The 26,154-nt window shown below is 66.9% G+C and carries 19 protein-coding genes; 11 read left to right on the top strand and 8 right to left on the bottom strand.

Annotated elements, in window-relative coordinates; genetic code table 11:
- The first annotated feature begins 23 nt into the window (after nt 1-23).
- The 3 genes from tatB to EH199_RS02665 all read left to right on the top strand — a co-directional run bounded on the left by tatB (nt 24) and on the right by EH199_RS02665 (nt 4,684).
- Entirely contained in the window at nt 24-425 is a 402-nt protein-coding gene (tatB, locus tag EH199_RS02675; protein WP_124807721.1) for a Sec-independent protein translocase protein TatB, read from the top strand.
- Nucleotides 422-1,231, top strand: a complete 810-nt coding sequence (tatC, locus tag EH199_RS02670) for a twin-arginine translocase subunit TatC (protein WP_124807720.1) — start codon at nt 422-424, stop codon at nt 1,229-1,231. Before tatB ends, tatC begins: the two co-directional genes overlap by 4 nt.
- Nucleotides 1,232-1,339: 108 nt before the next feature.
- Nucleotides 1,340-4,684, top strand: a complete 3,345-nt coding sequence (locus EH199_RS02665; RefSeq protein WP_124807719.1) for a PAS domain-containing hybrid sensor histidine kinase/response regulator — start codon at nt 1,340-1,342, stop codon at nt 4,682-4,684.
- Here EH199_RS02665 and EH199_RS02660 read toward each other — a convergent pair.
- Nucleotides 4,658-5,278: a response regulator transcription factor gene (locus tag EH199_RS02660; RefSeq protein ID WP_190287104.1), complete on the bottom strand. Its 621-nt coding sequence runs from the start codon at nt 5,276-5,278 to the stop codon at nt 4,658-4,660. The two genes, EH199_RS02665 and EH199_RS02660, sit on opposite strands and share 27 nt — an antisense overlap.
- Nucleotides 5,275-7,227 (bottom strand): acetate--CoA ligase, encoded by a 1,953-nt coding sequence (acs, locus tag EH199_RS02655; protein WP_124807717.1) that lies wholly within the window; start codon nt 7,225-7,227, stop codon nt 5,275-5,277. Before acs ends, EH199_RS02660 begins: the two co-directional genes overlap by 4 nt.
- A gap of 177 nt (nt 7,228-7,404) precedes the next feature.
- Between acs and EH199_RS02650 the strand changes: the two genes are divergently transcribed.
- The 3 genes from EH199_RS02650 to EH199_RS02640 all read left to right on the top strand — a co-directional run bounded on the left by EH199_RS02650 (nt 7,405) and on the right by EH199_RS02640 (nt 12,735).
- Complete coding sequence (locus EH199_RS02650) at nt 7,405-8,907, top strand: DcaP family trimeric outer membrane transporter (RefSeq protein WP_124807716.1); 1,503 nt, start codon at nt 7,405-7,407, stop codon at nt 8,905-8,907.
- Nucleotides 8,908-9,005: 98 nt separating this feature from the next.
- A complete protein-coding gene (locus EH199_RS02645; RefSeq protein WP_124807715.1) occupies nt 9,006-10,769 on the top strand; it encodes an MFS transporter in 1,764 nt (587 codons plus the stop codon).
- Between the two features lie 82 nt (nt 10,770-10,851).
- Nucleotides 10,852-12,735 carry an AMP-binding protein gene (locus tag EH199_RS02640; protein WP_124807714.1) on the top strand — a complete coding sequence of 628 codons (1,884 nt, stop codon included), beginning with the start codon at nt 10,852-10,854 and terminating at the stop codon, nt 12,733-12,735.
- 37 nt (nt 12,736-12,772) lie between these two features.
- Here the strand turns inward: EH199_RS02640 and EH199_RS02635 are convergent, their stop codons facing one another.
- Entirely contained in the window at nt 12,773-13,411 is a 639-nt protein-coding gene (locus EH199_RS02635; RefSeq protein ID WP_124807713.1) for a TetR/AcrR family transcriptional regulator, read from the bottom strand.
- Nucleotides 13,412-13,495: 84 nt separating this feature from the next.
- On the opposite strand from EH199_RS02635, the gene EH199_RS02630 reads away from it, so the two are divergent.
- The 3 genes from EH199_RS02630 to EH199_RS02620 are packed head-to-tail and all read left to right on the top strand — an operon-like array spanning nt 13,496 to nt 17,693.
- Complete coding sequence (locus EH199_RS02630; RefSeq protein WP_124807712.1) at nt 13,496-15,007, top strand: efflux transporter outer membrane subunit; 1,512 nt, start codon at nt 13,496-13,498, stop codon at nt 15,005-15,007.
- A complete protein-coding gene (locus EH199_RS02625; protein ID WP_124807711.1) occupies nt 15,000-16,151 on the top strand; it encodes an HlyD family efflux transporter periplasmic adaptor subunit in 1,152 nt (383 codons plus the stop codon). Before EH199_RS02630 ends, EH199_RS02625 begins: the two co-directional genes overlap by 8 nt.
- Nucleotides 16,152-16,163: 12 nt before the next feature.
- Nucleotides 16,164-17,693: a DHA2 family efflux MFS transporter permease subunit gene (locus tag EH199_RS02620; protein ID WP_124807710.1), complete on the top strand. Its 1,530-nt coding sequence runs from the start codon at nt 16,164-16,166 to the stop codon at nt 17,691-17,693.
- A gap of 52 nt (nt 17,694-17,745) precedes the next feature.
- Here EH199_RS02620 and EH199_RS02615 read toward each other — a convergent pair whose 3' ends face one another.
- From EH199_RS02615 to EH199_RS02595, 5 genes are all read right to left on the bottom strand, one after another.
- Entirely contained in the window at nt 17,746-20,022 is a 2,277-nt protein-coding gene (locus EH199_RS02615) for a TonB-dependent receptor (protein ID WP_124807709.1), read from the bottom strand.
- A gap of 128 nt (nt 20,023-20,150) precedes the next feature.
- Nucleotides 20,151-20,561, bottom strand: a complete 411-nt coding sequence (locus tag EH199_RS02610; RefSeq protein ID WP_124807708.1) for a hypothetical protein — start codon at nt 20,559-20,561, stop codon at nt 20,151-20,153.
- A gap of 70 nt (nt 20,562-20,631) precedes the next feature.
- Nucleotides 20,632-21,315 carry a Fe2+-dependent dioxygenase gene (locus EH199_RS02605; RefSeq protein ID WP_124807707.1) on the bottom strand — a complete coding sequence of 228 codons (684 nt, stop codon included), beginning with the start codon at nt 21,313-21,315 and terminating at the stop codon, nt 20,632-20,634.
- A 15-nt stretch (nt 21,316-21,330) separates the two neighbouring features.
- Nucleotides 21,331-22,137: an energy transducer TonB gene (locus EH199_RS02600; RefSeq protein WP_124807706.1), complete on the bottom strand. Its 807-nt coding sequence runs from the start codon at nt 22,135-22,137 to the stop codon at nt 21,331-21,333.
- Between the two features lie 200 nt (nt 22,138-22,337).
- Nucleotides 22,338-24,776: a TonB-dependent siderophore receptor gene (locus EH199_RS02595; RefSeq protein ID WP_124807705.1), complete on the bottom strand. Its 2,439-nt coding sequence runs from the start codon at nt 24,774-24,776 to the stop codon at nt 22,338-22,340.
- Nucleotides 24,777-25,080: 304 nt separating this feature from the next.
- Between EH199_RS02595 and EH199_RS02590 the strand changes: the two genes are divergently transcribed.
- Nucleotides 25,081-25,656, top strand: coding sequence for a PepSY-associated TM helix domain-containing protein (locus EH199_RS02590; protein WP_370449655.1), 576 nt, complete (start codon nt 25,081-25,083; stop codon nt 25,654-25,656).
- A 16-nt stretch (nt 25,657-25,672) separates the two neighbouring features.
- On the top strand, nt 25,673-26,149 hold the full coding sequence (locus tag EH199_RS02585; protein ID WP_124807704.1) for a DUF2271 domain-containing protein: 477 nt from the start codon (nt 25,673-25,675) through the stop codon (nt 26,147-26,149).
- The last annotated feature ends 5 nt before the right edge of the window (nt 26,150-26,154 follow it).

Below are 26,154 nucleotides of genomic sequence, written 5' to 3'. Positions count from 1 at the left end.
GGATACCGGACCCGATCTGAACCATGTTCGACGTAGCGCCGTCAGAGCTGCTGCTGGTGGCCATTGTCGCCATCGTGGTGATCGGCCCCAAGGACTTGCCGCTCGCCCTGCGCACGGCAGGCCGCTGGATGGGCAAGATCCGCCGCGTCTCCAACCATTTTCGCTCCGGGATCGAAACCATGATCCGCGAGGCGGAAATGGAGGAAATGGAGCGCAAGTGGCGCGAACAGAACGCCGCGATCATGGCTCAGGATGCGACGCAGGACGGGGGGAAGGCCGCCGAAGGGCAGACGCCTGATGCCGCTGCCGATCAGGTCGCGGCGCCGGCCGTCATGCCCGAAGTCGCGGCGCACGCGCCGACGCCGCCGGTCGAACCCGCGCCAGCTGCTCCCGCATCTCAAACCGACGCACCCCGGCTGCTATGATCCGCGATATCGACGAAACGCAGGCGCCCTTGCTGGACCACCTGCTGGAACTGCGCACGCGGCTGTTGCGCTGCGTCTATGCGCTGGCGGTCACGTTCGCGATCTGCTTCTATTTCGCGGACGATATCTTCGCGCTGCTGGCGCGTCCGCTGATGGAAGCGTTTCCGCCGGGGCAGGGCAAGCTGATCTACACCAAGCTCTACGAAGCGTTCTTCGTGGAACTGAAGGTTTCCCTGTTTGCCGCGTTCCTGCTGAGCTTTCCGATCATTGCCAACCAGCTCTGGGCCTTCGTGGCTCCGGGGCTCTATGCGCGGGAAAAGAAGGCGTTCCTGCCGTTCCTGATCGCCACGCCGATCCTGTTCACCGCCGGCGCCAGCCTGGCCTACTTCATCGTCATGCCCACGGCCTTCAAATGGTTCCTCGGCTTTCAGGGCGACAAGGGCGGGCTGCATCTGGAGGCGCTGCCGGGCACGGGCGATTACCTGAACCTCGTCATGCAGTTCATCCTGGCGTTCGGCATCAGCTTCCTGTTGCCGGTGTTGCTCATGCTGCTGAACCGCGCCGGCATCGTCACGCGCGCGCAACTGGTGGCCGCGCGGCGCTACGTGATCGTCGGGATCACCGCGCTGGCTGCCGTGATTACGCCGCCCGATGTCGTGTCGCAGCTGATGCTCGCCATTCCGCTGCTGTTCCTGTTCGAAGGCACGCTGGTGGTGATGCGCTTTGCCGAGAAGTCCGATGCGGTAGAAAAGGCAAAGCAGGAAGCCGCAGCCGCCGCAGGCGAACCGACCCGGCTTCTTCCCTGATTCCCTGATCGATTTCTCCCGCCCCTCTGCGTCATTTGAGCGTGGCATCGCTTGCCATGTGTCCGTCTGTTGCTAAGGACGCGGGAGTAGCTCGAAAGGCCACCAGGGATGAGCCTGACGTTGGCGGCGCTCTATGCGCTTGCACTGATTGGTATCCTGTTCGTCGTTGCCGCCCTGGTCGAAGCGCGCGCGGAAGCGGCGCGCAGCCGGCCGGCGCTGCGCCATGTCGCCTATACGCTGGCGCTGGGCGTCTATTGTTCAAGCTGGACGTTCTATGGCGCGGTCGGCAGCGCGGTGCGCGAAGGGTGGAACTACCTGCCGATCTACCTCGCGCCGTCGCTGCTGCTGATTTTCGCCCCGGCCCTGCTGCGGCGGCTGGCCGAAGCGGTGCACGAGGAAAAGGCCACCACCATTTCGGATTTCATCGCCGCCCGCTTCGGGCACGATCCCGGAATGGCGCGGCTGGTCACGCTGATCGCGCTGGTGGGCATCATTCCCTATGTCGCGCTGCAATTGCGCTCGATTGGCAGTGCCATAGCGGTCGTTTCGGGCAGCGACGTCGCGGTGCCGGTGATGGTTGCCGCGTCGGTCGTGCTTGCCGCTTTCGCGATCCTGTTCGGCGCGCGGCGGTATGAAGTCGCCGGGCGAAGCGAGGGCATGTTGTTCTCGATCGCGCTGGAATCGATCATCAAGCTGGTGGCGCTGATCGTGGTGAGCGCGATCGCCGTCTATGTCATCGCGCAGGCGCCGCCGGAGCGGTTCGCTATCGGATTGCGCGAAACGGCGGCGCGTTTCGCTCCCTCGCATCTCTCGTTCGAATTCGTGGTGATCGGCATGATTTCCGCGATGGCGATCGTGGTACTGCCGCGCCAGTTCTTCATGGGCCTGGCCGAAGCGCAGCAGCCCGATGATCTGCCGCGCGCGCGGTGGGGCGTGGCGGCCTATGTCGGTGGCATGGCGGTGCTGGTCCTGCCGATCGCCCTTGCGGGGCTTGTGGCCTTGCCGCCCGCCGCCGCGCCCGACCTGTTTGTGCTGGCGCTGCCCGATGCCGCAGGGCTGCACTGGCTGACATCCATCGCGCTGCTCGGTGGGATCAGTTCGGCCAGCGCCATGGTCATCGTGGACGCCACCGCGTTGGCGACGATGGTCTCGAACGACCTGATCTTCCCCGCCGTTCTGCGTAGCGAGACCGACGATGCCGCCGGCGCTCTGGGGCGGCGGATGATGGTGGTGCGGCGCTCGGCGATCGTCGGCATCGTCGCGCTGGCGCTGGTCTGGGCGCTGATGCTGTCGCCGCGCAGCTCGCTCGCCTCGATCGGGCTGGTCGCTTTTGCGGCGATGGCGCAGTTCACCCCGCATTTCGTGCTGGGGATTTTCGGCAAGGATCGCGATCCGGTTGCCGGGCGCGCCAGCCTGGCCGCCGGCTTCGCGCTGTGGCTGTGGACGCTGGCCATGCCGCAGGTCCTGCCCGAAGCGTGGATGACCGCGTTGGCCGGAACGTTGGCCGATCCCTTGCGCCTGCTCGGCATTGGCCATGCCAGCCCGCTGGTGCATGGCGTGCTGTGGAGCATGGCGGCCAACCTGATCGTGCTTGTTGCCGGGACGGCGGGGCGCGATCCCGGAAGCCGCCTGCCGATCATGTTGCGTGGCGCGCGGCCGGTACGCAACATCGGCGAACTGGCCGATCTGGTTGGTCGCTTCACGGGCGAGGAACGGGCGGAAGAGGAGTTTCCGGTCTACCGGCGGGCGCTGCCGGTCGATCGGCTGACGGCCCGACGGGCGCAGGACCTCATCGCAGGGGTGGTCGGAGTCTCGTCGGCGCGCACGCTCGTCGCCTCCGCGCTGGCCGGCGCGCAGATGAGCATCGAGGATGTGGCGCGGCTGCTTGACGAGGGAGGCCAGTCGCTCCGCTTCTCGCGCACGCTGCTGGCGGCCACGTTCGAGAACCTGCATTCGGGCATCAGCGTCATCGATGCGGACCTCAATCTGGTGGCGTGGAACACGCAATACATCGAACTGTTCAACTACCCGCCGGGGCTGGTGCGCGTGGGCGTCCCCATCGCCGACCTGATCCGCTTCAACGTCGAGCGCGGCCATTTCGCGGGGACGCCGGACGAGGAAGTGGAGAAGCGGTTGGCGCATCTGCGCGCACGCCGGACGTTCACGTCGGAGCGCGTGCGGCCCGACGGGCGCGTCATCCGGTCCACCGGTGGTCCGATGCCGGGCGGCGGCTATGTTACCGCCTTTGCCGATACCACCGAGGAAGCTCGCGTGCGGGGGGAACTGCGGCGCACGTTGGAACAACTGGAAAGCCGCGTCGCCGAACGCACGCGGGAATTGTCCGAAGCCAATCGCCTGCTGGCCGAATCGACGCGCGAGAAGACGCGCTTCCTTGCTGCGGCCAGCCACGATCTGCTGCAGCCGCTTCATGCGGCGCGGCTGTTCGCTTCCGCTCTTGATCGCAGCGTGGAAGGCGGCGCGAAAATCATGGTCGCGCGGGTGGAGCGCTCGATCGTGGCGGCAGAAGACCTGCTGCGCGCGCTGCTCGATATCAGCAAGCTCGATGCTGGCGGCATCCAGCCCAGTCCCGAGGTGATTCCGCTGGCGCGCCTGCTGCGCGACATCGCCGAAGGCATTCGCCCGATGGCGGAGGAAAAGGAACTGCGGCTGACGGTGGGGCCGGTGTTCGGCGCAGTGGAAATCGACCCCGGCCTCCTGCGCTCCGTTCTTCAGAACCTGCTGTCGAACGCCGTGCGCTATACCGAGCAGGGCGGCATTCTCGTCGGCGTCCGCCGGCGCGGCACGACGCTGCGGATTGACGTGGTCGATACGGGTGTGGGCATTCCCGAAGACCAGCAGAAGGCGGTGTTTTCCGAATTTACCCGCCTGGGGGCGGTGGAAGCCGAAGGCCTTGGCCTTGGCCTTGCCATCGTGGAACGGATCGCCAGGCTGCTCGGCGTTCGCCTGGAGCTTGCGTCAACGCCGGGCAAAGGCAGCCGGTTCAGCGTGATCCTGCCCGCCGTCGCGATGCCCGACGAGGACGCAGATGCGCACGCGCCTTTCAGCGCCGGCCGGCCGGTCCGCGCGCTGACGGTGCTGGTGGTGGACAACGATCCCGTCATCATCGAAGCTTCGGAAGCCCTTCTGGGCGGGAGCGGTCATACTGTGCTGGGCGCCGCGACTATGGCCGAGGCGCTGGCGCTGGTGGGGCGCGCGGATGTCGCGCTGCTCGATTTCCACCTCGATGGCGGGGAGGACGGCATTGCCCTGGCCGATCTGATCCACAAGGATCGCCCGGCCATGCCGATGGCGATGGTCACGGCCGAAAGCGGCGCGCAACTGCGCCGCCGCGCGCGCCGGCGCGGTATTCCGCTGTTCGTGAAGCCGATCGATCCGTCCGCGCTGGAAGCCTTCCTCGCGCGGGTCTCAATGCGCGAGGTCGAGCCCCAGTGACCGCGCGACCAGCGCGGCCTGCGTGCGGTTGCGCACGTCCAGCTTGCGCATGATCGCGGTCATGTGCGCCTTGACGGTGGCTTCACTCATACCAAGGTCGTGGGCGATCTGCTTGTTGAGTTTGCCTTCCAGCACCGCGAGCAGCACCTTGAGTTGAGTCGGCGTCAGGCCCGCTACCTCGCGGCGAACCTGATCGACAGGTTCGGCCTGCGGGTGAATCTCCTCGGGCCGTCCCAGCGCCTTCCGGATGGCATCCTCGATCACGGTCAGATCGGCATCCTTGCGCAGGAAGCCCACCGCGCCGAATGCGCGCGCCTCCTGCGCGGCATTGGCGCCCTCGGCGCTCGACACCACCAGGATCGGCACATCGGGCTTTTCGGCGTGGAGCAGGGCGATCCCGGAATAGCCCACCGCGCCCGGCATCTTCAGGTCCAGCGTGATAAGGCGCAGGTCGGGCGCGTCGGCCGTCGCCTTCGCGGCGGCGCCCAGCGTGCCTGCTTCCAGGATTTTCGCTTCGGGCGCGACGTGGGCAACCGCGACCGTCAGGGCCTGACGGAACAGCGGGTGATCGTCGGCGATCAGGATCGTACTTATACGGCCTCCGCCAATTTCGGTCGATTGGCCAGAAGATGGTCCACGACCGAAGGATCGGCAAGGGTAGACGTATCGCCAAGGTTACTTACGTCGTTTTCTGCGATCTTGCGGAGGATTCGCCGCATGATCTTGCCGCTCCGCGTCTTGGGCAGGCCGGGAGCGAACTGGATCACGTCCGGCGTGGCGATCGGGCCGATCTCGTGCCGCACCCACTGGATCAGCTCCTTGCGCAGCGCCTCGTCGGGTTCAATCTCGGCATTGCAGGTGACGTAGGCGTAGATGCCCTGACCCTTGATCTCGTGCGGCATCCCCACCACGGCGGCTTCGGCCACCTTGGGATGAGCGACCAGCGCGCTTTCGATCTCGGCCGTGCCCATGCGATGGCCGGACACGTTGATCACGTCGTCGATGCGGCCGGTGATCCAGAAGTACCCGTCCTCGTCGCGGCGTGCGCCATCACCGGTGAAATAGAGGCCCTTGAACGTGGTGAAATAGGTCTGGAAGAAGCGTTCGTGATCGCCCCACACGGTGCGCATCTGGCCAGGCCACGAATCGGTCACGACCAGGCAGCCGTCGGTCGCCCCGTCCAGGAACGTGCCGTCGTTGTCGACCAGCGCAGGCTTCACGCCGAATATCGGGCGCGTGGCGGACCCCGGCTTCAGCGCCGTGGCGCCGGGCAGGGGCGTGATCATCGCGCCGCCGGTTTCGGTCTGCCACCAGGTGTCGACGATCGGGCAGCGGCCTTCGCCCACCACCTTGTGATACCATTCCCAGGCTTCGGGATTGATCGGTTCGCCCACCGAACCCAGCAGGCGCAGCGTCTTGCGACTGGTCTTCTTCACCCATTCGTCGCCTTCGCGCATCAGCGCGCGCAACGCGGTGGGGGCGCCATAGAAGATCTCGACGCCGAACTTGTCCACCACCTGCCAGAAGCGGCTGGCATCGGGGAAGTTGGGCACGCCTTCGAACATCACCGTGGTCGCGCCATTGGCCAGCGGGCCATAGACCACATACGAATGGCCCGTGACCCAGCCGATGTCCGCCGCGCACCAGTAGATCTGGCCGGGCCGGTAGTCGAACACGTACTGGTGCGTCAGCGATGCCCAGACCGAATAGCCGCCGGTGGTGTGCAGCACGCCCTTGGGCTTGCCGGTGGAGCCGGAGGTGTAGAGGATGAACAGCGGGTCTTCCGCGCTCATTTCCTCGGGCGCGCATTCGGCGGCTTGCGTGGCGACGGCGGTCGCCCAGTCGACATCGCGGCCTTCGACCATGGACACGGCGGCGCCGGTGCGGCGGAGCATGATCACGGTATCGACATCGGGGCACTGCTTGAGCGCTTCATCGACATTGGCCTTGAGCGGCACCTTCTTGCCGCCACGCAGCCCTTCGTCGGAGGTGAGCACGATGCGGCTGTCGCAGTCGATGATGCGGCCGGCGAGCGCGTCGGGCGAAAAGCCCGCGAACACGATCGAATGGATGGCGCCAATGCGCGCGCAGGCCAGCATGGCCACGGCAGCTTCGGGCACCATCGGCAGGTAGATCGTGACCCGCTCCCCCTTCTTCACGCCCTTGGCGCGCAGGAGGTTGGCGAAGCGGCAGACGTCCTCGTGAAGCTGGCGATAGGTGATGCGGCGTTCCGCATCCTCGGGGCTGTCCGGCTCCCACAGGATGGCGATGGCGTCGCCGCGCTCGGCCAGGTGCCGGTCCAGGCAGTTGGCGGACAGGTTCAGCGTGCCGTCGGCGAACCACTTGATGCCGAAATCGGCCTCGTGAAAGCTGGTCTCCTTGACGCGGGTGAACGGCTTGATCCAGTCGATCCGCTGCGCTTCCTCGCGCCAGAACGCGTCGGGTTCCTCGACGGAGCGGCGGTACATTTCCTGATAGCGCGCATCGTCGATCAGCGCGTTGGCCGACCATTCCGACGGAACGGGGTAGATGGCCTCACCCATACTCAGGCTCTCCTCACATAATTCGTTGCCGCAACCCTACCGCACGGGGCCGGAGCGGCGCGCCTAGACAATGGTCGTAGATATAAGACCAAGCTCCGGCTGGTTACCAGTTCCGGTTCAAGGAAAAACCTATCCGCAGTGCCTCGCCAGATGGGCACCGGGAGAGGGATTGTCCGAATGAGCATCAAGATCAGGGGGTCTGTTTGGCTGCTTGCAGCAACCGCGCTGGCGGTGCCCGGCATGGTCCAGGCACGTCCGACCAGCCGTGAAGCCGCGCTCGAAGCGCGCCTGCAACGGCTCGAAGCCGAAATGACGCAGCTGCGTGCCGATCTCAAGAGCGCGCGCGACGAGCAGGCGGTCCATGCCGATCAGGCTATCGCGGTGCGGCAGACCGCCGAACAGGCGCAGGCCCAGGCGCTGGTCGCGACCCGCACGGCGGAAGCCGCCGCCACGAAAAGCGACGAGGCGACGGCCAAGGCCACCGCGCTGGCGGACGCCGCGCCGAAGCAGGGCTTCCGTTCGGGCAATTCCAACGTCGTCCTCTCGGGTTACATCAAGCTGCTGGCTAGCAGCGCGCGCTACAGCGGCGGCGACGATCCCAGCAATTCGCTGGGGCGCGACCTCTACCTGCCGCAGTCGATCCCGGTGTTCAACCCGGCCAGTCCGACCTCGCCGACGCGCGTCACCGATTTCACCGCCAAGCAGACCCGGTTCTGGGTGGATGCCAACACCAAGCTCGGCAGCCACGCGCTGAAGGCCTATATCGAGTTCGACTTCCAGGCCGCGCCGGGCACGCCACAGGCGCTGGGGCAGGGCACGCAGCGGACGACCAACGCCTATGACCTCGCCATGCGGCGCGCGTTCGTGCAGTTTGATCGGTGGATGTTCGGGCAGGAATTCACCAACTTCTCGAACCCGGCCGTCTATCCCGAAAGCACCGACTATGTCGGCGGCGTCGATGGCCTGATCTTCGTGCGCCAGCCGATGGTCCGCTACAGCCTGCCGCTCGACAAGGGGCTGACGTTGCACCTGGCGGCGGAGAATCCTGAAACAGCTTCGGCCACGGCGGGCGCCGCCGCGCTGATCGAGAATGGCGAGGACCACGCGCCCGATTTCACCGCGCGGTTGGAATATGCGGGCAAGTTCGGGTTCCTCGACGTTGCCGCGCTGGGCCGCCAGCTGCGCGTGGACAACGCGCGGACTGGCTTGGCCCACATCAGCGATTCGCGCGTGGGCTGGGGCATCAGCACCACCGGCAAGATATTCCTGAACGAAAAGCACACCAGCGACATCCGCTTCCAGGCGACCTATGGCGAAGGGATTGGCCGCTACCTGGGCCTGAACTTCAGTCCGGATACGGTGCTGCAGGCCAATGGCCAGCTCGGCAGCGTGCGCAACCTGGCCCTGTTCGGCTCGGGCCGCTTCGCGCTGAACGATCAATGGCGGGTGAACCTGATCGGCAGCTTCCAGCGCGTGAGCTACGCCGGCTATCTCAACCGCACCACGGCGGGCATCGCCATGTACAACCGCCAGGCGTGGAGCATCGCCGGCAACGTATTCTATTCGCCGGTCAAGAATGTCGACCTTGGTGTCGAATACCGCCATGGTGACCGGCGTCTGGTCAACGATCTGAACGGCCACGTCGATCGCCTGGATTTCGCCGCGAAGTATAGTTTCTAGAAGAAGTACTTAAAAATCATAACGATGCACGCGGCTCTTCGGGTCGAACAGCCGTAAAATAGACGTTCAGATCCTGTCTGGGACTGGGAGAGGCAATCATGGACTATCAGGAAATACCGGCGGATGCCGTCGGACTGCCAAAGCATCATCAGGCGACACACAGCGAAAAGCTGATCATCACGGCATCGTCGCTGGGCACGGTGTTCGAATGGTACGATTTCTACCTCTATGGTCTGCTGACCTCGATCATCGCGGCCAAGTTCCTGACCGGGCTGAACCCGACCACGTCGTTCATCATGGCGCTGCTGGTCTTTGCGGCGGGCTTCATCGTCCGCCCGTTCGGCGCGCTGGTCTTCGGCAAGATCGGCGATACCTTCGGCCGGCGCTATACCTTCATCATCACGCTGGTGGTGATGGGGCTTTCCACCTTCCTGGTCGGCTGCCTTCCCACCTACGAGACGGTCGGCGTCGCCGCGCCGATCATGCTGGTCGTCCTGCGCATGTTCCAGGGTCTGGCGCTGGGTGGCGAATACGGCGGCGCGGCGACCTACGTTGCCGAACATGCGCCCAACAACAAGCGCGGGCTCTATACCAGCTGGATCCAGATCACCGCCACGGCGGGCCTGGCCATGGCGCTGCTGATCGTGATCACGGTGCGTTCGCCCGTGACCGGCCTGGGCGAGGATGCGTTCAAGGCTTGGGGCTGGCGCGTTCCCTACCTGCTGTCGGGTCTGTTCCTGGTGGTGGGCCTGTGGCTGCGCCTGAAGCTCCATGAATCGCCTGTGTTCCAGAAGATGAAGTCGGAAGGCACCGCCTCCAAGGCGCCGCTGACCGAAGCGTTCGGCGAATGGAAGAACCTGAAAGTCGTGCTCATCGCCTTCTTCGGCGCGATCGCCGGGCAGGCCGTGATCTGGTACACCGGTCAGCTCTACGCCATGTATTTCCTGGAAAAGATGCTCAAGGTGGATGGCATCCAGGCCAACACCCTGACGATCATCGCGCTGGCGATGGCCACGCCGTTCTTCCTGTTCTTCGGCTGGCTTTCGGACAAGGTCGGTCGCAAGCCGATCATCCTCGGCGGCGCGGCGCTGGCGGCCGTTACGCTGTTCCCCGTGTTCCATGCCTTGACCGACGCGGCCAACCCCGCGCTGGCGAAGGCCCAGGCCACGGCGCCGGTCAAAGTGACGGCGTTCCCCGGCGAATGTTCGTCGCAGTTCGATCCGGTGGGCGGCAACAAGTTCGACACCACCAGCTGCGATATCGTCAAGAACGCGCTCGCCAAGGCGGCGGTGAACTATGAGAACGTCGCCGCACCGGCTGGTGCCATCGCGTCGGTGACCATCGGCGGGGAAACAATCGTCGCGCCCGATCCGTCCACGGTTTCCGGCGACGACCGGAAGAAGGCGATCGCAGCCTTCACCGCCAGGGTCGCGGGTGCGCCTGAAGTGAAGGCGAAGCCTGCGGAAGGCGACAAGCCCGCGGTCGAAGCCAAGCCCGCCGTGGTGGGCGAGCTGGAGAAGGTCGGCTATCCGGCCAAGGCCGATCCGGCGCAGATGAACAAGCCGCTCGTCGTCGCGCTGCTGTTCTACCTCGTGCTGCTGGTGACGATGGTCTACGGCCCGATCGCGGCCATGCTGGTGGAACTGTTCCCCAGCCGCATCCGCTACACCTCGATGTCGCTGCCCTATCACATCGGCAACGGCTGGCTGGGCGGACTGCTGCCGGCGATCGGTTTCGCGATGGTCGCGGCCAACGGCGATATCTACCACGGCTTCTGGTACCCGGTCGTGGTCGCGGCGGCCACTGTGGTGATCGGGCTGTTCTTCCTGCCCGAAACCTTCCGCCGGAACATCGACCAATGACCAATGGCGCCGCGCCTTGTGTTCGATCAAGGTGCGGCGCCGAACCCCTTGGTACGGGGACGGGGACAGGAGAGGTTCGACGATGAGCGAAGCCTACAGCCGCGCGTGGCGCGACAGTATCGAGCAGCCGGAACGGTTCTGGTCCGAAGCGGCCAAGGCGCTGGAGTGGACCTCCGCGCCTTCGCGCGTGTGGGACGAAGACGGCGGGTGGTTTCCCGACGGTACGCTCAACACCGCGCACAATTGTCTGGACCGGCATATCGCGGCGGGGCGGGGCGAAGCCGCCGCGCTGATCTATGACAGCCCGGTCACCGACACGGTCCGGCAGTATAGCTACGCCGAACTGCTCGAGGAGACCGGCCGCGTTGCCGCGATGCTGGCCTCGCTGGGCGTTGGCCGGGGAGATCGGGTGGTCCTCTACATGCCGATGATCCCCGAAACCGTGTTCGCCATGCTGGCCTGCGCGCGGCTGGGTGCGATCCATTCGGTGGTGTTCGGCGGCTTCGCGGCGCTCGAACTGGCCAAGCGCATCGACGACGCCACGCCCAAGGTGCTGCTGACCGCCTCGTGCGGCATCGAAGGCGCGCGCGTCGTTGCCTACAAGCCGATGGTGGACGAGGCGCTGGCGCTGGCGCAGCATCGGATCGAGCATGTCGTGCTGCTTCAGCGGGATCGGCTTGAAGGCACGCTGCACGCGCCGCGCGATCTCGACTGGCAGGCCCTGCGCGCCGCGACGGCGGCCGATCCCGTGCCCGCGCCGGTGCCGGTCGCGGCCGCCGATCCGCTCTATATCCTTTACACCTCCGGCACCACGGGCACGCCCAAGGGCGTGGTGCGCGAAAACGGCGGCCATGCCGTCGCGCTCGCCTGGTCGATGGCCAATATCTACGACATCGGCGCGGGCGACGTGTTCTGGGCCGCGTCCGATGTGGGATGGGTCGTCGGCCACAGCTACATCGTCTATGCGCCGCTGCTGGTGGGGGCGACGACCGTGCTGTTCGAGGGCAAGCCCGTGGGCACGCCCGATCCCGGCACGTTCTGGCGCACCATCGCGCGCCACGGCGTGAAGACCTTCTTCACCGCGCCCACCGCGATCCGCGCCATCCGCAAGGAAGACCCCGACGGCCGGTTCATCGACGAGATCGGTACCGGGCGGTGCCAGGCGATCTTCCTCGCGGGCGAGCGGGCCGATCCGGAGACGATCGCCTGGGCGGAAGGCTGCACGGCGCTGCCCGTGATCGACCACTGGTGGCAGACCGAACTCGGCTGGCCGGCGATCGCCTCGTGCTTCGCGCTGGGCGACCTGCGTCGCAAGCGCGGCAGCGCCGGATTTCCCGTGCCGGGTTATGATTTCACGATCCTGTCGGAAGACGGCCATCCCGTGCCCGCCGGTGAAAGCGGCGCGGTCGCGATCCGCGCGCCCCTGCCGCCCGGGGCCTTCCGCACGCTGTGGAACAACAAGGCCGGTTACGAGAAGAACTTCCTGGCCTTCCCCGGCTTCTACGAGACGGGCGATGCCGGATACATCGACGCCGAAGGCTTCGTGCACATCATGGGGCGCACGGACGACATCATCAACGTCGCCGGGCACCGCCTGTCCACCGGCCAGATGGAGCAGATCGTCGCCGGGGTCGACGGCGTGGCCGAATGCGCGGTGATCGGCGCGGACGATGCCATCAAGGGCATGATCCCCGTGGCGTTCGTGGTGCCGCGCGCGGGTGCTGAGGGCGACGACACGATGCGCGACCGGGTGATCCGAGCGGTGCGCGCGGAACTGGGGGCGGTTGCCGCGCTCAAGACCGCGTTCGTGGTCCAGCAACTGCCCAAGACCCGTTCCGGCAAAATCCTGCGCAACCTGTTGCGCAAGATCGTCAATGGCGAGGATTTCACCACCCCGGCCACGATCGAGGACCCCGCGGTGCCCGATGCACTGAAGGCCGCGGTCGGCGGGCACGCGCTGGTCTGAACCTTTCGCCTGGCCGCATCGGCGCGATGCGGCCAGGTCAGGGCCTTGGCCCGAAAGCGGCCATGAAGATGTCGGTGACGTTGCGCGCTTCGGTTTCGACAGCCGCCGGCTCAGGGGGGGGCGCGCCCCACAGGATGCGCCGGTGCATCCCGCCAAGGCACAGCGAGGTCAACGCGTCGGCCGCCAGCTGCGGATCGGCCTGGCGCAATTGTCCGCTGGCCATTCCGTCCGCCATGAAATCCCGTAGCATCGCCAGCGTGGGGCCGGGCGCGCGTTCGAAGAACAGCTGACCCAGCTCCGGATTGCGTCCGCTTTCCGCCACGATCAGCCGGTGCAGGCGCAACGGTTCGGGCAGGGTCAGCTTTGCCATGAAGCTGCGCGTGAATTGCAGAACGGCCGAAGGCATGTCCTTAGACGGGCGCAACAGGTCGGCGAACTGCTGGCGATAGGCGGCGGTGGCCTCATCCAGCACTGCCGCGAACAGGTCTTCCTTGTTGGGAAAATAGCTCCACAGCGTGGCCTTGGAGCCGCCCAGTTCGGCGGCGATCGCGGACATCGAGGTGGCGGCATAGCCGTTGTCGAGGAACTGGCGCTTGGCCACTTCGACAATGGCTTCGCGCCTGTCGATCTTGCGCGCCTCGCGCTTTCCGGGAGCTTTCTTTGCTGACTGCGGCATGACCGTACTATACGGTACAGTTTTATGTTGACAAGACCCCGTGCGCCGTTAATGCCTAACCGTACCACAGAGTACGGTTTTCCCATGACTCATCACCATTCCCGTTTTCTTCCGGTGCTCGCGCTCGGCGGCTCGCTGTTGCTGGGTGCCTGCGCGTCGATTCCGCACCAGGGACCGGCGCCGACGATTCGCGCGGCGGACAGCTTTGCCGCCACGCGCGCGCTTGCCCCCCAGCCCGTGCCGGCGAACGGGGTGCCAGCTGCGGCCTGGCCCGAAGCCAATTGGTGGAACGCTTACGGCGACAGCCAGTTGACCGCGCTGATCGAGGAAGGACTGGCCGGCGCACCTGATCTGGCGGCGGCGGCGGCGCGCCTGCGCGCGGCGCGCGCCCTGGCGCAGCAGGCCGGCGCCGCACGCCTGCCGTCGCTGGGCGTGCAGGGCAGCGTGGGCGAAAACAAGCAGAGCTACAACAACGGTATCCCGCCCGCCTTCGTGCCGAAGGGGTGGAACGATACCGGGCAGGTCGCTGCCACGCTCGAATTCGACCTCGATCTGTGGGGGCGCAACCGGGCCGCGCTGGCGGCCGCCACCTCGCAGGCCGAAGCGGCGCGGATCGATCTGGAGCAGGCGCGGCTGGTGCTGTCCACCAACATCGCCAGCGCCTATGCCGATCTTGCCCGTCTCACGGCGGAACGCGCGGTGCAGGTACGGGCGCTGGAACTGCGGCAGCAAACGCGCGCGCTGGTGTCCGACCGCGTGACCACGGGCCTCGATACGCGCGGCGAACTGAAGCAGGCCGATGCCGCTGTGCCGGCCTCGCGCGCTGATCTTGCCGCCACCGACGAAATGATCGCGCTCACCCGCAACCGCATCGCCGCGCTGGTGGGCAAAGGGCCGGATCGCGGCATGGACATCGCGCTGCCCGCCGTGGTGGCAACCGCGCGGGGCTTGCCGGTGGACGTCACCACCGACCTGATCGGCCGCCGGCCTGACATCGCCGCCGCTCGTGCCCGGGTGGAAGCCGCCGCCAGCCGCATCAAGGTGGCGCGCGCCGATTTCTATCCGGCGATCAAGCTGAGTGCGCTGGCGGGGTTTCAGGCGCTGGGCCTTGGCAACCTGTTCGACAGCGGCTCCACCTATGGGCAGGTCGGCCCCGCGATCAGCCTGCCGCTGTTCCGGGGCGGGGCGCTGCAGGGCCAGTACCGGCAGGCGCGCGCCACCTATGACGAAGCGGTCGCGAACTATGACGGCACGGTTGCCACGGCGTTCCGCGAAGTGGCCGACGCCGTCGCCAGCCGCAACGCGCTGGCGGCGCGCCTCGGGGAAAGTCGGCAGGCGCTGGCCGCTTCGGAGCAGGCCTACTCGATCGCCCGGCAGCGCTACGAAGGCGGGCTCTCCACCTATCTCAACGTTCTGACCGCCGAGCAGCAGGTGTTGCAGAACCGGATGGCCGTCGCCGATCTCGAAGCGCGTGCCTTCTCGCTCGATGTTGCCCTTGTCCGCGCGCTTGGCGGCGGATTTTCGATCACCCGCGCGGCCGCAGATACTGCCGCCAGCACTGCTATTGCCGCACCGAAGGATTCCTCCCATGGCTGAAGCCGATCCCGCCGTTCCGACCGAAGGCGCCCAGATTGCCCCTGCATCGGGCAACAGCGAGAAACGCCGCACGCTTCTGCGCGCGATCGCGGCGGCGGTGGTGCTGGCCGCCGTTGCCTACGGCGTGTGGTACGTGCTTGTCGGCAGCCACTATGTCGAAACCGACAACGCCTATGTCGGGGCCGACACCGCCAGCGTCACCTCGATGGTCGCGGCGCAGGTTGCGGGCGTTCCGGTGCAGGATACGCAAGTCGTGAAAAAGGGCGATGTGCTGGTGCAGCTCGACGATCGCGATGCCCGCATCGCGCTGGCGCAGGCCGAGGCGGAACTGGCCAAGGCCCGCCGGATGTATGGCCAGACGGCGGCGACCAGCACGGCGCTGGCGGCGCAGGTCGCCGCGCGCGAGGCAGACATCACCCGCGCCCGGGCGCAGCTTGCCGCAGCCGAGGCGGAGTTCACCAAGGCCCGGATCGATCTCGACCGTCGCCGCCGCCTCGCACCCAATGGGGCGGTGTCCGGCGAGGAACTGACGAGCGCGACCAACGCCTTCGCGGCGGCGCAGGCCAATCTCGAACTCGCACGCGCTGGCGTGGCGCAGGCCGCCTCCACCCGTGGCGCGGCCAGCGGGCAACTCGCCGCCAACAACGCGCTGATCGCGGGCACCAGCGTCGCCACCGCGCCCGAAGTCCAGGCCGCCGAGGCCCGCGTGGCGCAGGCCCGGCTCGATCTGGAGCGCACGGTGGTCCGCGCGCCCGTCGATGGCATCGTCACGCGGCGCAACGTCCAGGTGGGCCAGCGCGTCGCGCCCGGCGGCGTGCTGATGCTGGTGGTGCCGGTGGGCCAGCTCTATGTCGATGCCAATTTCAAGGAAGGCCAGCTTGCCAAGGTGAAGATCGGCCAGCCGGTCACGCTCACGTCCGATCTCTACGGCGGCGGCGTGACCTATCATGGCAAGGTGACCGGGCTTTCGGGCGGCACCGGTGCGTCCTTCGCGCTGATCCCCGCGCAGAATGCCACGGGCAACTGGATCAAGGTCGTCCAGCGCCTGCCCGTGCGTGTCACGCTCGATCCGCAGGAACTGCGCGATCATCCGCTGCGCGTGGGCCTGTCGATGACCGCCGAGGTTGACGTTTCCGGTAAGTGAGGAGGCGGTCCCATGGCCGGTTCGACTGAGGCTCCCGTAGCGATCCGTGGCGCCGCGCTGGCGATCGCCGGGATCGTGCTGGCGGCGTCCAACTTCATGGTCGTGCTCGATACGACCATTGCCAACGTTTCGGTACCGCACATCGCGGGCAGCCTTGGCATTTCCACCAGCCAGGGAATCTGGATCATCACGTCCTATTCCGTGGCGGAGGCGATCTGCGTTCCGCTGACCGGCTGGCTTGCCGGCCGTTTCGGCGCGGTGCGTACCTTCATTTTCTGCATGATGGGCTTCGGCATCTTCTCGATGCTGTGCGGCATGTCGCCCACGCTCGGGATGCTCGTCGCCTGCCGGATCGGACAAGGACTGTGCGGTGGGCCGCTGATGCCGCTGTCGCAGACGCTGTTGATGCGCATCTTTCCGCCGGAACAGCGCAACCAGGCGATGGCGCTGTGGGCGATGACCACGGTCGTCGCCCCCATTCTCGGCCCGATCTTCGGCGGTTCGATCAGCGATGCGTGGTCGTGGCACTGGATCTTCTTCATCAATGTGCCGGTGGTTCTGCTGTGCAGCTTCGGCGCGATGCGGGTGTTGCGCCCGGCCGAAACGCCGACGGAAGACCTGCGCGTCGACCGTACCGGCCTGGTGCTGATGATCATCTGGATCGGCGCGTTGCAGATCCTGCTCGATCTGGGGCGCGAGCGCGACTGGTTCGGCGATCCGCTGATCGTGGCACTGGGCATCATCGCGGTGATCTTCTTCGCGATCTTCCTGGCCTGGGAACTGACGGAGGAGCAGCCGATCGTCGATCTGCGCGTGTTCCGGCACCGGGGGTTCACGGTATCCACGCTGTCGCTGGCGCTGACCTACGGATGTTTTTTCGCAACCTCGGTCATCATCCCGCAATACCTGCAGGTCGGGCTTGGCTACACGTCCACCGATGCCGGCTATGCCACCTCGTTCATCGGCGTGGGTGCGGTGATCATGGCACCCATCGTCGGGCGGCTGGCGTCGAAAGTGGACCTGCGCTTGCTCGTTTTCGGCGGCATCCTGTGGCTGGGCATGGTGTCCTGGCTGCGGTCGGGCTGGACGGCGGATGCCGATTTCTGGACGCTGTCGTTCCCGCAGATGGTGCAGGGCTTCGGGATGCCGGCCTTCTTCATCGCAGCGACCGCGCTGGGCCTGAGCGCGGTGGAGCCGCGCGAAACGGCATCGGCGGCCGGGGTGATGAGCTTCATGCGGACGATGGCGGGCGCGATCGGCGCGTCCATCGCCACGACCTACTGGGACGATAGCCAGCGCGTCGCGCGCAGCGAGATCGTCGGGCGTCTCAACACCACGCAGGCGGCGGACCGGCTTTCGTCGCAAGGTTTTTCGCTCGATCAGACGCGACAGGTCATCGCCAACATCGTCGATCGCGAAAGCCTGGCGCAGGCGACCAACCACGTCTTCCTGGTGTTGGCCGTGCTGTTCGTGGTGTCGGCCATGGTCATCTGGCTGACGCCCAAGCCAAGCCGCGAAGTGGATAGCTCGGCCGCGCATTGACCCGGGGCCGGGGCGGACGGCGTTCGCGCGCCCGCCCCGGCCTTTCCGACGATTACAGCTTCCAGTTCACCTGCGCGGTAAACGACCGCTGCGGGAAGGGGTGGAACAGGTAGTACTTGTCGTTGTTGAGGTTATCGACGCCCAGCGCGAAGTCGAAATGGTCGTTCACGTGGAACACCGCGCGCATGTCGATCACGAAGTACTTGTAGAACCCCTGATAGGTGTTGCCCACCGTATCGCTGTTATCGAGCGTGGCATAGTTGCGGCTGGCGTAGCGCGCGGCACTGGTGAGCGAGAGCTTCTCGCTCGGCCGCCAGGTCAGCACCGCGTTGGCCTTCCAGTGCGGCACGCTGGGCAGCAGCCTGCCAACCGAGGCCGGAAAGGCGCTGTTCCGGCTGGTGATCGCGTCGGCATAGGTCACGCTGCCGGCTACGTCGAAGCCCGGCAGCACGTCGCGCCGGTCGATCGCCAGTTCCACGCCCCGCGCCCGCGTGCGGTCCACGTTCTGGACATAGCTGCTGGTGATCCCCGGCGTGTTGATGTTGGTCTGCGAGATCAGCGCGCCGTCGATCACTTCGTTGAACAGCGATACGCGCATTGTGCCGTGGGCGTCCTGCTGCTCGATCGCCAGTTCGCCGCTGCGCGCGCGTTCGGGGCGCAGGTTGGGGTTGGGATTGGCCAGCAGCGTGCCGACCGTGGTCGCCTGATAGAGCTCGCCCACGGTCGGGAAGCGCCACGCCTGCCCGAACGAAAGGCGCGCGGTCCAGTGCGGCGCCGGTTTCCATTCGAGCGACGCCTTGGGCGAGAAGCCACTGGCCTTGCGCTCCGCCTGCGTCACCGATGCGCCGCTGGCGATCAGGTTGTAGCCGTCCCACGCGCGCCACCATTCCTGCCGCGCGCCGAGCGTCAGCGTCCACTGCGGCGTGATCCGGATCGCGTCCTGCGCCCACACCGCCAGCGTGCGCGTCTTGCCGCGCGAGGCGGTGCTGAGCGCCCCCTGCGTCGCGGTATCGAGCCAGTTGCTCGCCAGGAAGGTCTGCGCCGCCAGTTTGTAGCGATCGCCATGCCCGCCGAAGCTGACCTCGTGCGCGCCGAGATGGAGCGCGGCCTTGGCGTCGAGCGTCACCCAGCCGGTGCCGTCCTGCCGCTGGATCGTGCCGGCCCCGCCGGCGAAGGCGGACGGCAGCTTGTTCACGGTCGGGCCGCTGGCGGCGGTGGACGGGCCGTTCTGGAGATCGTGCGCGTAATTGTAGAGCGTGCCGACAACCTGCCAGTCGATCGCCTTCGATCCGCCCTGCGCGGTCACCGCGTGCGAGAAGTGCAGCGCGTCGCGGGTATAGACGCCGGAATTGAAGCCGGTGGTCACGCCGGTGTTCGCGGTGGCGTAGGTCGTCGCGCCCGTGCCGTCGCGCAGATAGCTGTCCACGGTGCCGCGCGTCTTGTCGGTCCAGATGCCCAGAACGTAGCTGAGGCGCGTGTTGCCGCCGAGGTCGAGCGCGGCCTTGGCCTTCCAGGTGTTCTGCTCGTGATGCTCGATGCCGCCGGCGCCCAGCACTTTGATCGCGGCGCCGGTGCGGTTGCGGTCGTCATAGGCGCCCGTAGTTCCCGTCGGCGCGGCCGTCGCGGTTACGATGCTCACCGGCTGGCTGTTCGCCACCGTGCGCGTGCCGCTCAGGAACACCGCCAGCGGGCCGAACCGGTCCCCCACCGAACCGGCGAACTGCCACGTCGGCAGGGTCTGGTGCGTGCCATAGAGGTTGGACTGCTGGATATTGGTCAGGACCGAGGCGTGGGCTTCCAGCTTGTCGGGCAGGCGCGTGGTGATGTTGACCACGGTGCCGATGCTGTTGCCGGCATAGGCGGCCGAGAACGGGCCGTAGAGTACGTCGATCCGCGCGATTTCCTCCGGCGTCACCAGCGTCCAGCGGGGGCTGCCGTTGCCGTTGTTGTTGGCGATCAGCGCGGACAGGATCGCGCCGTCGGCGAAGATCAGGCTGCGCGCGCTGGAGCCGAGGCCGGAGGTGCGCGTGGCGATCGGCGCGAAGTTGTCGCCGATGTGCCGTTTGCGCACGACCAGGCTGGGCAGGTACTTGAGCGTATCCTCCACGCTGACCGCGTTGATCTTCTCGGCGATCAGGTCGGCGGTTACCGCCGCCTTGGTGGAAGGCGCGTTCTCGATCGTGGCAGCCTGCTTCTGCGCGATCACCAGAATGTCGGAACGGGGCGCGTCGGATGCCGTGGCGGCGTCTTCCTCCGCATGGGCGGAAATGGGGGTGAACGCCAGCGCGGTGGCCAGCGTGGAAAGGGACGTGACGAACGAAATCCTCATGGCGGATTTCTCCTCCGGTATCTTTGAAATGGCGGAGGCATGGCGCGGATGGGCGCAATCATGCTTTTCCGGAACGTCGGCGCGCGTTCAGGCGCCGTGACGGACGGTCGGGTCCAACCGGCCGGTGTTCAGGAAAGCGCTGGCGGGCCGCGCAACGGCGGCTGGAGGCGTGCGACGCGCCGGATGACCGGTGCGGGAACGGCGGCGAAGCCAAGTGCCAGCACGAAGGCGATCGCCAGCGCCAGCAGGATGGGGTCCGCGCTGCCCAGCGCCGGGAAGGCATGGCCGGCGAACGGGCAGACATCGTGCGCCTTGGTATTGGCGTCGGTGTTCTGGTGTGTGCCGTCGCGGGCGGGAATGCTCACCTGCGTGGCGGTGCGTTCGCCCAGCGAATCCGCGCAGACTAGCAGGGTGAAGGTTCGGGCCTGCGGCGCGACCATGTACCCCGCCGGCACCAGCGCCTTCATGCACAGCGCCAGCGCCACCAGGGCGGCGGCGATGGTGCGATGGCGCAGGAGAAAGGCGCGGAGCGATGCCATTGCGGCGGCCGTTAGTCGGTCACGGCGGGTTTGTCACGCACCCGCCGCATCTGCGCCAGCGTCCGGTCGCTCAGGCGTCGGCCCAGCGCCGCAGCAGGTTGTGATAGACGCCGGTCAGGCGGATGATCGAAGGATCGCTCTGCCCCACGGTCGCCCCCAGCGTCTGGATCGCCTGATCCAGATCGAACAGGCTGGCGCGGGCCGCGTCGTCGCGGATCATCGACTGGATCCAGAAGAAGCTCGCCACCCGTCGCCCGCGCGTGACCGGTTCCACGCGGTGGAGGGAAGAGGAGGGGTAGAGCACCGCGTGGCCGGCCGGCAGCTTGACCTGCTGGACGCCGAACGGCGTTTCCACGGTCAGTTCGCCGCCGTCGTAGTTCTCGGGCGATTCCAGGAAAACCGTCATCGACAGGTCCGATCGCACGCGGAAGTTGGTCTCCTTCTGGATACGCACGGCATTGTCGACATGGGTGCCGAAGGCTTGCCCGCCGGCATAGCTGTTGAACAGCGGCGGGAAGATTTTCAGCGGTAGCGCGGCGGCGATGAACAGCGGGGAGGCGCCCAGCGCCGCCAGGATCATGTGCCCCGCCTGCTGCGCCTCCGGCGCTTCCTCGGGCAGTTGCAGGTTGTTCTTGGCCAGCGCCGACTGGTAGCCGGACGTGGTGTTGCCATCGATCCAGGGCGCGCGATCGATCAGGGAGCGGACCGCCGCGACGCCATCGGCATCGAGCAGGCCGGGAACGGGAATAAGCATGAAAAGGTGCTGCCTTCAGCCTTGCAGAACAAAGGGAATTTCGACGACGCCGCGCACTTTCACCGCCTGCCCGCCGCGCAGGGTCGGCTCCCAGCGCCATTTGCGCACGGCGGACAGCGCGGCATCGTCAAGCCGGCGGAAGCCGCTGCTGTTGCTGACCGAAATCTGTTCGACCGCGCCATCCAGCCCCAGGACCAGGGCGAGCACCACGGTCCCCTGTTCCTTGTGGCGGCGGCTTTCCACCGGATAGCGCGGGGGAGAGCCGGCGACCATCCGCGTGCCGAGATCGCCACCCTGCACCGTGCTCGGCGCGGCGGGCGGGGCTGGCGGCGCGGGGGGAGCCGGCGGTGTGGGCGGGCCGGGCTGGATCACCGGCTGCGGCACCGGATCGATCGCGGCCGGGGTCGCGGCAACTTGCGGGATCACGATCTGGGGCAGCGGTTGCGTGGTGGGAACGGGCTGGGTCTGCGGCGGCTGCTTCGCCTGCGGCGGCGGCGGGGGAGGCGGCGCGAGCGAGAGCGTGACGGCCACCAGCCGGTCTTCCTGATGCTTGGCGGCGTGGTGCTGCACGGTCAGCAACCCGCCGATCGCCGCGATATGCACCGCGGCGGTGATAACGAGCGCCCGGGTGCTGAAACGGCGGCCTTCGCCATAGCGGGCGCGCGGCGTGGCGGGCGCTGCCGAACGGACGGCCTGCGTGCCGGACGCGACCAGCGTTATCCGCGCCTTCGCCGGCGCATCGCCCTGCATCGCCGCGTGGACCTGGTCCCACGAAAGCACGGTATCACCGTCCGCGATCAGCCCTTCAGCCTTGTGCAACACGATCTGCCTCCGTGACTCGCGCCGATCCAACGGGCTTTGTCTTTAATGCGAATTACTCGCATATCATGCCTGTTGCAAATGCATATCAACAATGATTCAGATCAAAGTTGCCGCACGCCTGTCCCGAAACGACAAACCCCGCCGGCAGGGCCGGCGGGGTCGCTCCGGATAACGTGGCGTGCGATCCGGCGCGGATCGGATCAGAGCTTCACGTTCAGCGTGAACACCGCCGAACGCGCGTCGCCCGGCGTCGCCCAGCCGTTGTTGCGGATGCGCGTGTAATAGAGCGCGTTGGTGAAGTTCTTGACGTTGAGCTGCGCGGAGATTTCCGGCGTGATCGCGTAGGACAGATAGGCCTGATGCACCCAGTAGGCCTTCGAACGCAGCACGGTGGGAGCGGCCAGCGTCGGCGCGGCGAAGGCGAAGCTGCCCTGGTAGGTCGCGCCATAGCCCACGGTCAGGCCGAACGGCAGGGCATAGGTGGTGAACAGGCTGCCCGAATGCCTGGGCGTGTTGGCGAGTTCGGACCCCGCGCCGGGATCGGGATTGGCCGCGCTGTTGGCGCACCCGCTCGCGCCCGGATTGTTCAGGCAGAAGTCCGATACCGACTGGATCAGCTTGCCCTTGAGATAGGTGTAGTTCGCGGTGATCGACCAGTTGGGTGTGATCCGGCCCGAGGCGCTGAGCGCGATGCCATCCACGCGCGAATGGCCATCAAGCTGCTGATCGGGCACGATCGGATCGTTCGAGGCGACGGCGTAGCGGTCCCGTTCGTTGCGGAACGCGGCGGCGGAGAGCAGCAGGCCGCCGTCGAACAGTTCGGCCTTGGCGCCGATCTCGTAGTTCTTGGCGGATTCGGGCGAGATGTTGCAGGTCGCCGTCGAGCAGGAGCCGTTGACCGAGGCTTTCGATGGCGTGCGCGAGTTGCCGTAGGCGACATAGAGGCTGACCGCTTCCACCGGCTTATAAGTGAGGCCGAGGCGATAGGAGAACAGGTCGGCACTGTTGCGCAGCGTAGCGCCGATCAGGCGATCGCCCTTGCTGTAGGTGACGATCGGGCCGCTGGCGGTGCCCGACGGTCCCGAGCCGTTGAAGGCGGCGATCGCATCGGTGCGGTTGCTGCCCGATACGTGATCGTAGCGCGCGCCGAGGCTGAGTTCGAGAAAACGCCCGAGCTTGAGCGTATCGAGCGCATAGACCGCGTAATTGGTCTGTTCGCCGCGCTGATAGCTGGTGGGGGTGATATTGATCGGCCCGGTATAGAGGTTGGCGCTGTTGGGATCGGCGATGCTGCCGAACGGCAGGTGGCGCGCCGTGGTGGTCCGGTCATAGGGATTGGTGCCGTCGGCGTTGCGCAGGGCAGATGCGCCGAACAGTTCGAACTTTTCCCAGGAAGCCGCCGCGCCCACGTCCAGCGTGTGCTCGATCCCGGCGGTATTGAAAACCGCCTTCAGGTCGATCTGGTCGAACATCAGCTGGTTGCGCGTGTCGCGCACGTTGCCCTGGGGGCCGGTCAGCAGGTACGATCCGGCGGGCACGGTGATCGCCACCGTGGCCGGGCCGCCGAACGAGGTCGCCGTCACCGGGCTGATTGCCGAAGCGGAAGTGGTGCAGGCGCCGCCCGTGGGCGTCACGCCGCTCGCCAGGCAGAAGGTGCCCTGCGGCGCGGTGGCGATGGAAAGCTGGCGCACGTCCTGCCAGCGGGCCAGATTGCGGATCGATACCTTGTCGCTGAATTCGTGCTCGAACGTGGCGGTGAACTGGTCGACGTTGATCTTCTGCTTGTCCACCCCGCGCAGCCCGTAATAGCCCGAGCGGCTGACGCCCGCCGGCTTGCCGCCGGCGCTGGCGTAGTAAGGCACGCCGTATTGCGGGATATTGGTGTCTTCCTGGTGGTAGTATTGCAGCGTCAGGCGCGTCGGGCTGTCGATCCCGATGGTGACGGCCGGCGCGATGCCCCAGCGCTTGTAATCCTCCACGTCGCGGCCGGGCACGTCGTTCCTGTGCGCCATGGCGTTGAGGCGGAACGCGATCAGATCGTTGACGCGGCGGTTCACGTCCACGGTGCCGCGATAGTAGTTGTCGGTGCCGATGCCCGCGCTGAACACCGCGCTGTCATCGCCCTTGGGCCGCTTGGTGATCAGGTTGATGTTGCCGCCGACCGAGCCCGCGCCCGAGATCACCGAGTTGGCGCCGTTGGTCACCTCGATCTGGTCGACGTTGAACTGATCCGAGCGGGTGTACTGCGCGCTGTCGCGCACGCCGTCGACGGTGATGTCGTTGTTGGCGCTGTAGCCGCGCAGGTTGATGCTGTCGCCATAGCCGCCGCCGCCTTCGCCCGCGCCGAAGGTGATGCCGGGCACGGTGGAGAGCACGTCGCGCAGGGTCAGCAGGTTCTGCTGCTCGATCACGTCGCTGGTCAGCACGGTGATGGTCTGCGGCGTATCGCGCACGGGGCGCGTGCGCTTGGGCGATTCCAGCGTGCGGCCCGGTTCTTCGGTGATCGCGGTGTCGGTCACGGTCATGCCGCCCAGCTTGCGACCCTGTTCCGCTTCCTGCGCCTGGGCCGGGCCGGCGAAGGCCAGCGCGCTGACGCAGCCGAGCGCGAGGAACGATGCGGTCGACGTTGTTCTGGTCACGGAAATATTCCCCCTTGGTTTGGAATTTCAAGGTCCGGATATTGCGATTAATTCGCAGAGTCAATTCTATTGATAATTATTCGCAACAATGTCAAAGGCTGCCGCAGACGTCGCGAGGCGCTAGTATGCCCGTGCTTGGGAATCGTGCGGGCTGGAGGGAACGTTGGACGGGATTCGGGTTATCGAGCGGGAAACCGGCGCGCAGGGTGGAGGCGATCCGCATACCGGAGGTGCTGGCGTTCCGCCGTCACCCGCCGCGCCGCGCCGCAAGTCGCGCAAGGCGCGCCAGTTCTGGCTCAGACAATTGCACACGTGGCACTGGATCAGCGCCGCCGTCTCGCTGGTGGGCATGTTCCTGTTCGCCATCACCGGGATCACGCTCAACCACGCCAGTTCGATCAGCGCGGAACCCAAGGTTGTTTCGCGGCAGGCCATGCTGCCGCCCGCCCTGCGCGGCGTGCTGGAAGCCGGCGCGCGCAAGGACGCGCCCGTGCCCGAACCCGTGGCGGCCAGCCTGGTCGGTCTGGTGGGGCTCGACGTGCGGGGCCATGCTGCCGAATGGAACGACGATGAAGTCTATGTCGCCCTGCCGGGGCCGGGGCGCGATGCCTGGGTCAGCATCGATCGCCAGACCGGAGAGGTAACGTCGGAGCGCACCGATCGCGGCTGGGTTTCCTATTTCAACGATCTGCACAAGGGCCGCAATGCCGGGGCCGGGTGGTTCTGGTTCATCGATGTGTTTGCTGCCGCCTGCGTGATCTTCACGCTCACCGGCCTGCTCTTGCTCCAGCTTCACGCGCGGCACCGCCCGTCCACCTGGCCGCTCGTCGCGCTGGGAACGGCGATCCCGCTCGTCATCGCTCTCTTTTTCATCCACTGAAGGACTGTTCACGCCCATGCGAAAAAGCCTGATCCTCGTGGCCGGTGTCGTGGCCACCCCGGCCAGTGCCGGCACCTTGACGGTCACCGTCCCGCGCCTTTCGGTCGCCGAATACCACAAGCCCTATGTCGCTGCCTGGATCGAGCCGGCCGCCGGCGGTCCGGCGCGCACGCTGGCGGTGTGGTACGACGTGAAGAAGAAGGGCAACGAGCCGGGCACCAAGTGGCTGGCCGACTTGCGCACCTGGTGGCGCAAGGGCGGCCGCAGCCTGAACCTCGCCGCCGATGGCGTCAGCGGCGCCACCCGCGCGCCGGGCGCCTATCGCATCCCGCTGCCGGCCGATCTGCGCCCCGGCGCCTATGTCGTCCATGTCGAGGCGGCGCGGGAGAGCGGCGGGCGGGAACTCGTCTCCGTGCCACTGTCCGTGCCGGTGCGCGATGCCTCGGCCACCGGGCGTTCCGAACTGGGCGCCGTTTCCGTCACCGTCCGTTGAAAGAG

The organism is Novosphingobium sp. LASN5T (assembly GCF_003856955.1).
Taxonomy (GTDB): Bacteria; Pseudomonadota; Alphaproteobacteria; order Sphingomonadales; family Sphingomonadaceae; genus Novosphingobium.
The sequence above is the reverse complement of the archived record's forward strand: the minus strand, read 5'-3'. Positions and strand labels throughout refer to the sequence as shown.

Bases quoted from the DNA above. Each gene is read 5' to 3' on its own strand.
- EH199_RS02665 (WP_124807719.1), top strand. From the start codon at position 1,340: ATGAGCCTGACGTTGGCGGCGCTCTATGCGCTTGCACTGATTGGTATC.
- acs (WP_124807717.1), bottom strand. From the start codon at position 7,227: ATGGGTGAGGCCATCTACCCCGTTCCGTCGGAATGGTCGGCCAACGCG.
- EH199_RS02635 (WP_124807713.1), bottom strand. From the start codon at position 13,411: ATGCCGCAGTCAGCAAAGAAAGCTCCCGGAAAGCGCGAGGCGCGCAAG.
- tatC (WP_124807720.1), top strand. From the start codon at position 422: ATGATCCGCGATATCGACGAAACGCAGGCGCCCTTGCTGGACCACCTG.
- EH199_RS02585 (WP_124807704.1), top strand. From the start codon at position 25,673: ATGCGAAAAAGCCTGATCCTCGTGGCCGGTGTCGTGGCCACCCCGGCC.
- EH199_RS02605 (WP_124807707.1), bottom strand. From the start codon at position 21,315: ATGCTTATTCCCGTTCCCGGCCTGCTCGATGCCGATGGCGTCGCGGCG.
- EH199_RS02610 (WP_124807708.1), bottom strand. From the start codon at position 20,561: ATGGCATCGCTCCGCGCCTTTCTCCTGCGCCATCGCACCATCGCCGCC.
- EH199_RS02650 (WP_124807716.1), top strand. From the start codon at position 7,405: ATGAGCATCAAGATCAGGGGGTCTGTTTGGCTGCTTGCAGCAACCGCG.
- tatB (WP_124807721.1), top strand. From the start codon at position 24: ATGTTCGACGTAGCGCCGTCAGAGCTGCTGCTGGTGGCCATTGTCGCC.
- EH199_RS02620 (WP_124807710.1), top strand. From the start codon at position 16,164: ATGGCCGGTTCGACTGAGGCTCCCGTAGCGATCCGTGGCGCCGCGCTG.
- EH199_RS02630 (WP_124807712.1), top strand. From the start codon at position 13,496: ATGACTCATCACCATTCCCGTTTTCTTCCGGTGCTCGCGCTCGGCGGC.
- EH199_RS02625 (WP_124807711.1), top strand. From the start codon at position 15,000: ATGGCTGAAGCCGATCCCGCCGTTCCGACCGAAGGCGCCCAGATTGCC.
- EH199_RS02615 (WP_124807709.1), bottom strand. From the start codon at position 20,022: ATGAGGATTTCGTTCGTCACGTCCCTTTCCACGCTGGCCACCGCGCTG.
- EH199_RS02645 (WP_124807715.1), top strand. From the start codon at position 9,006: ATGGACTATCAGGAAATACCGGCGGATGCCGTCGGACTGCCAAAGCAT.
- EH199_RS02640 (WP_124807714.1), top strand. From the start codon at position 10,852: ATGAGCGAAGCCTACAGCCGCGCGTGGCGCGACAGTATCGAGCAGCCG.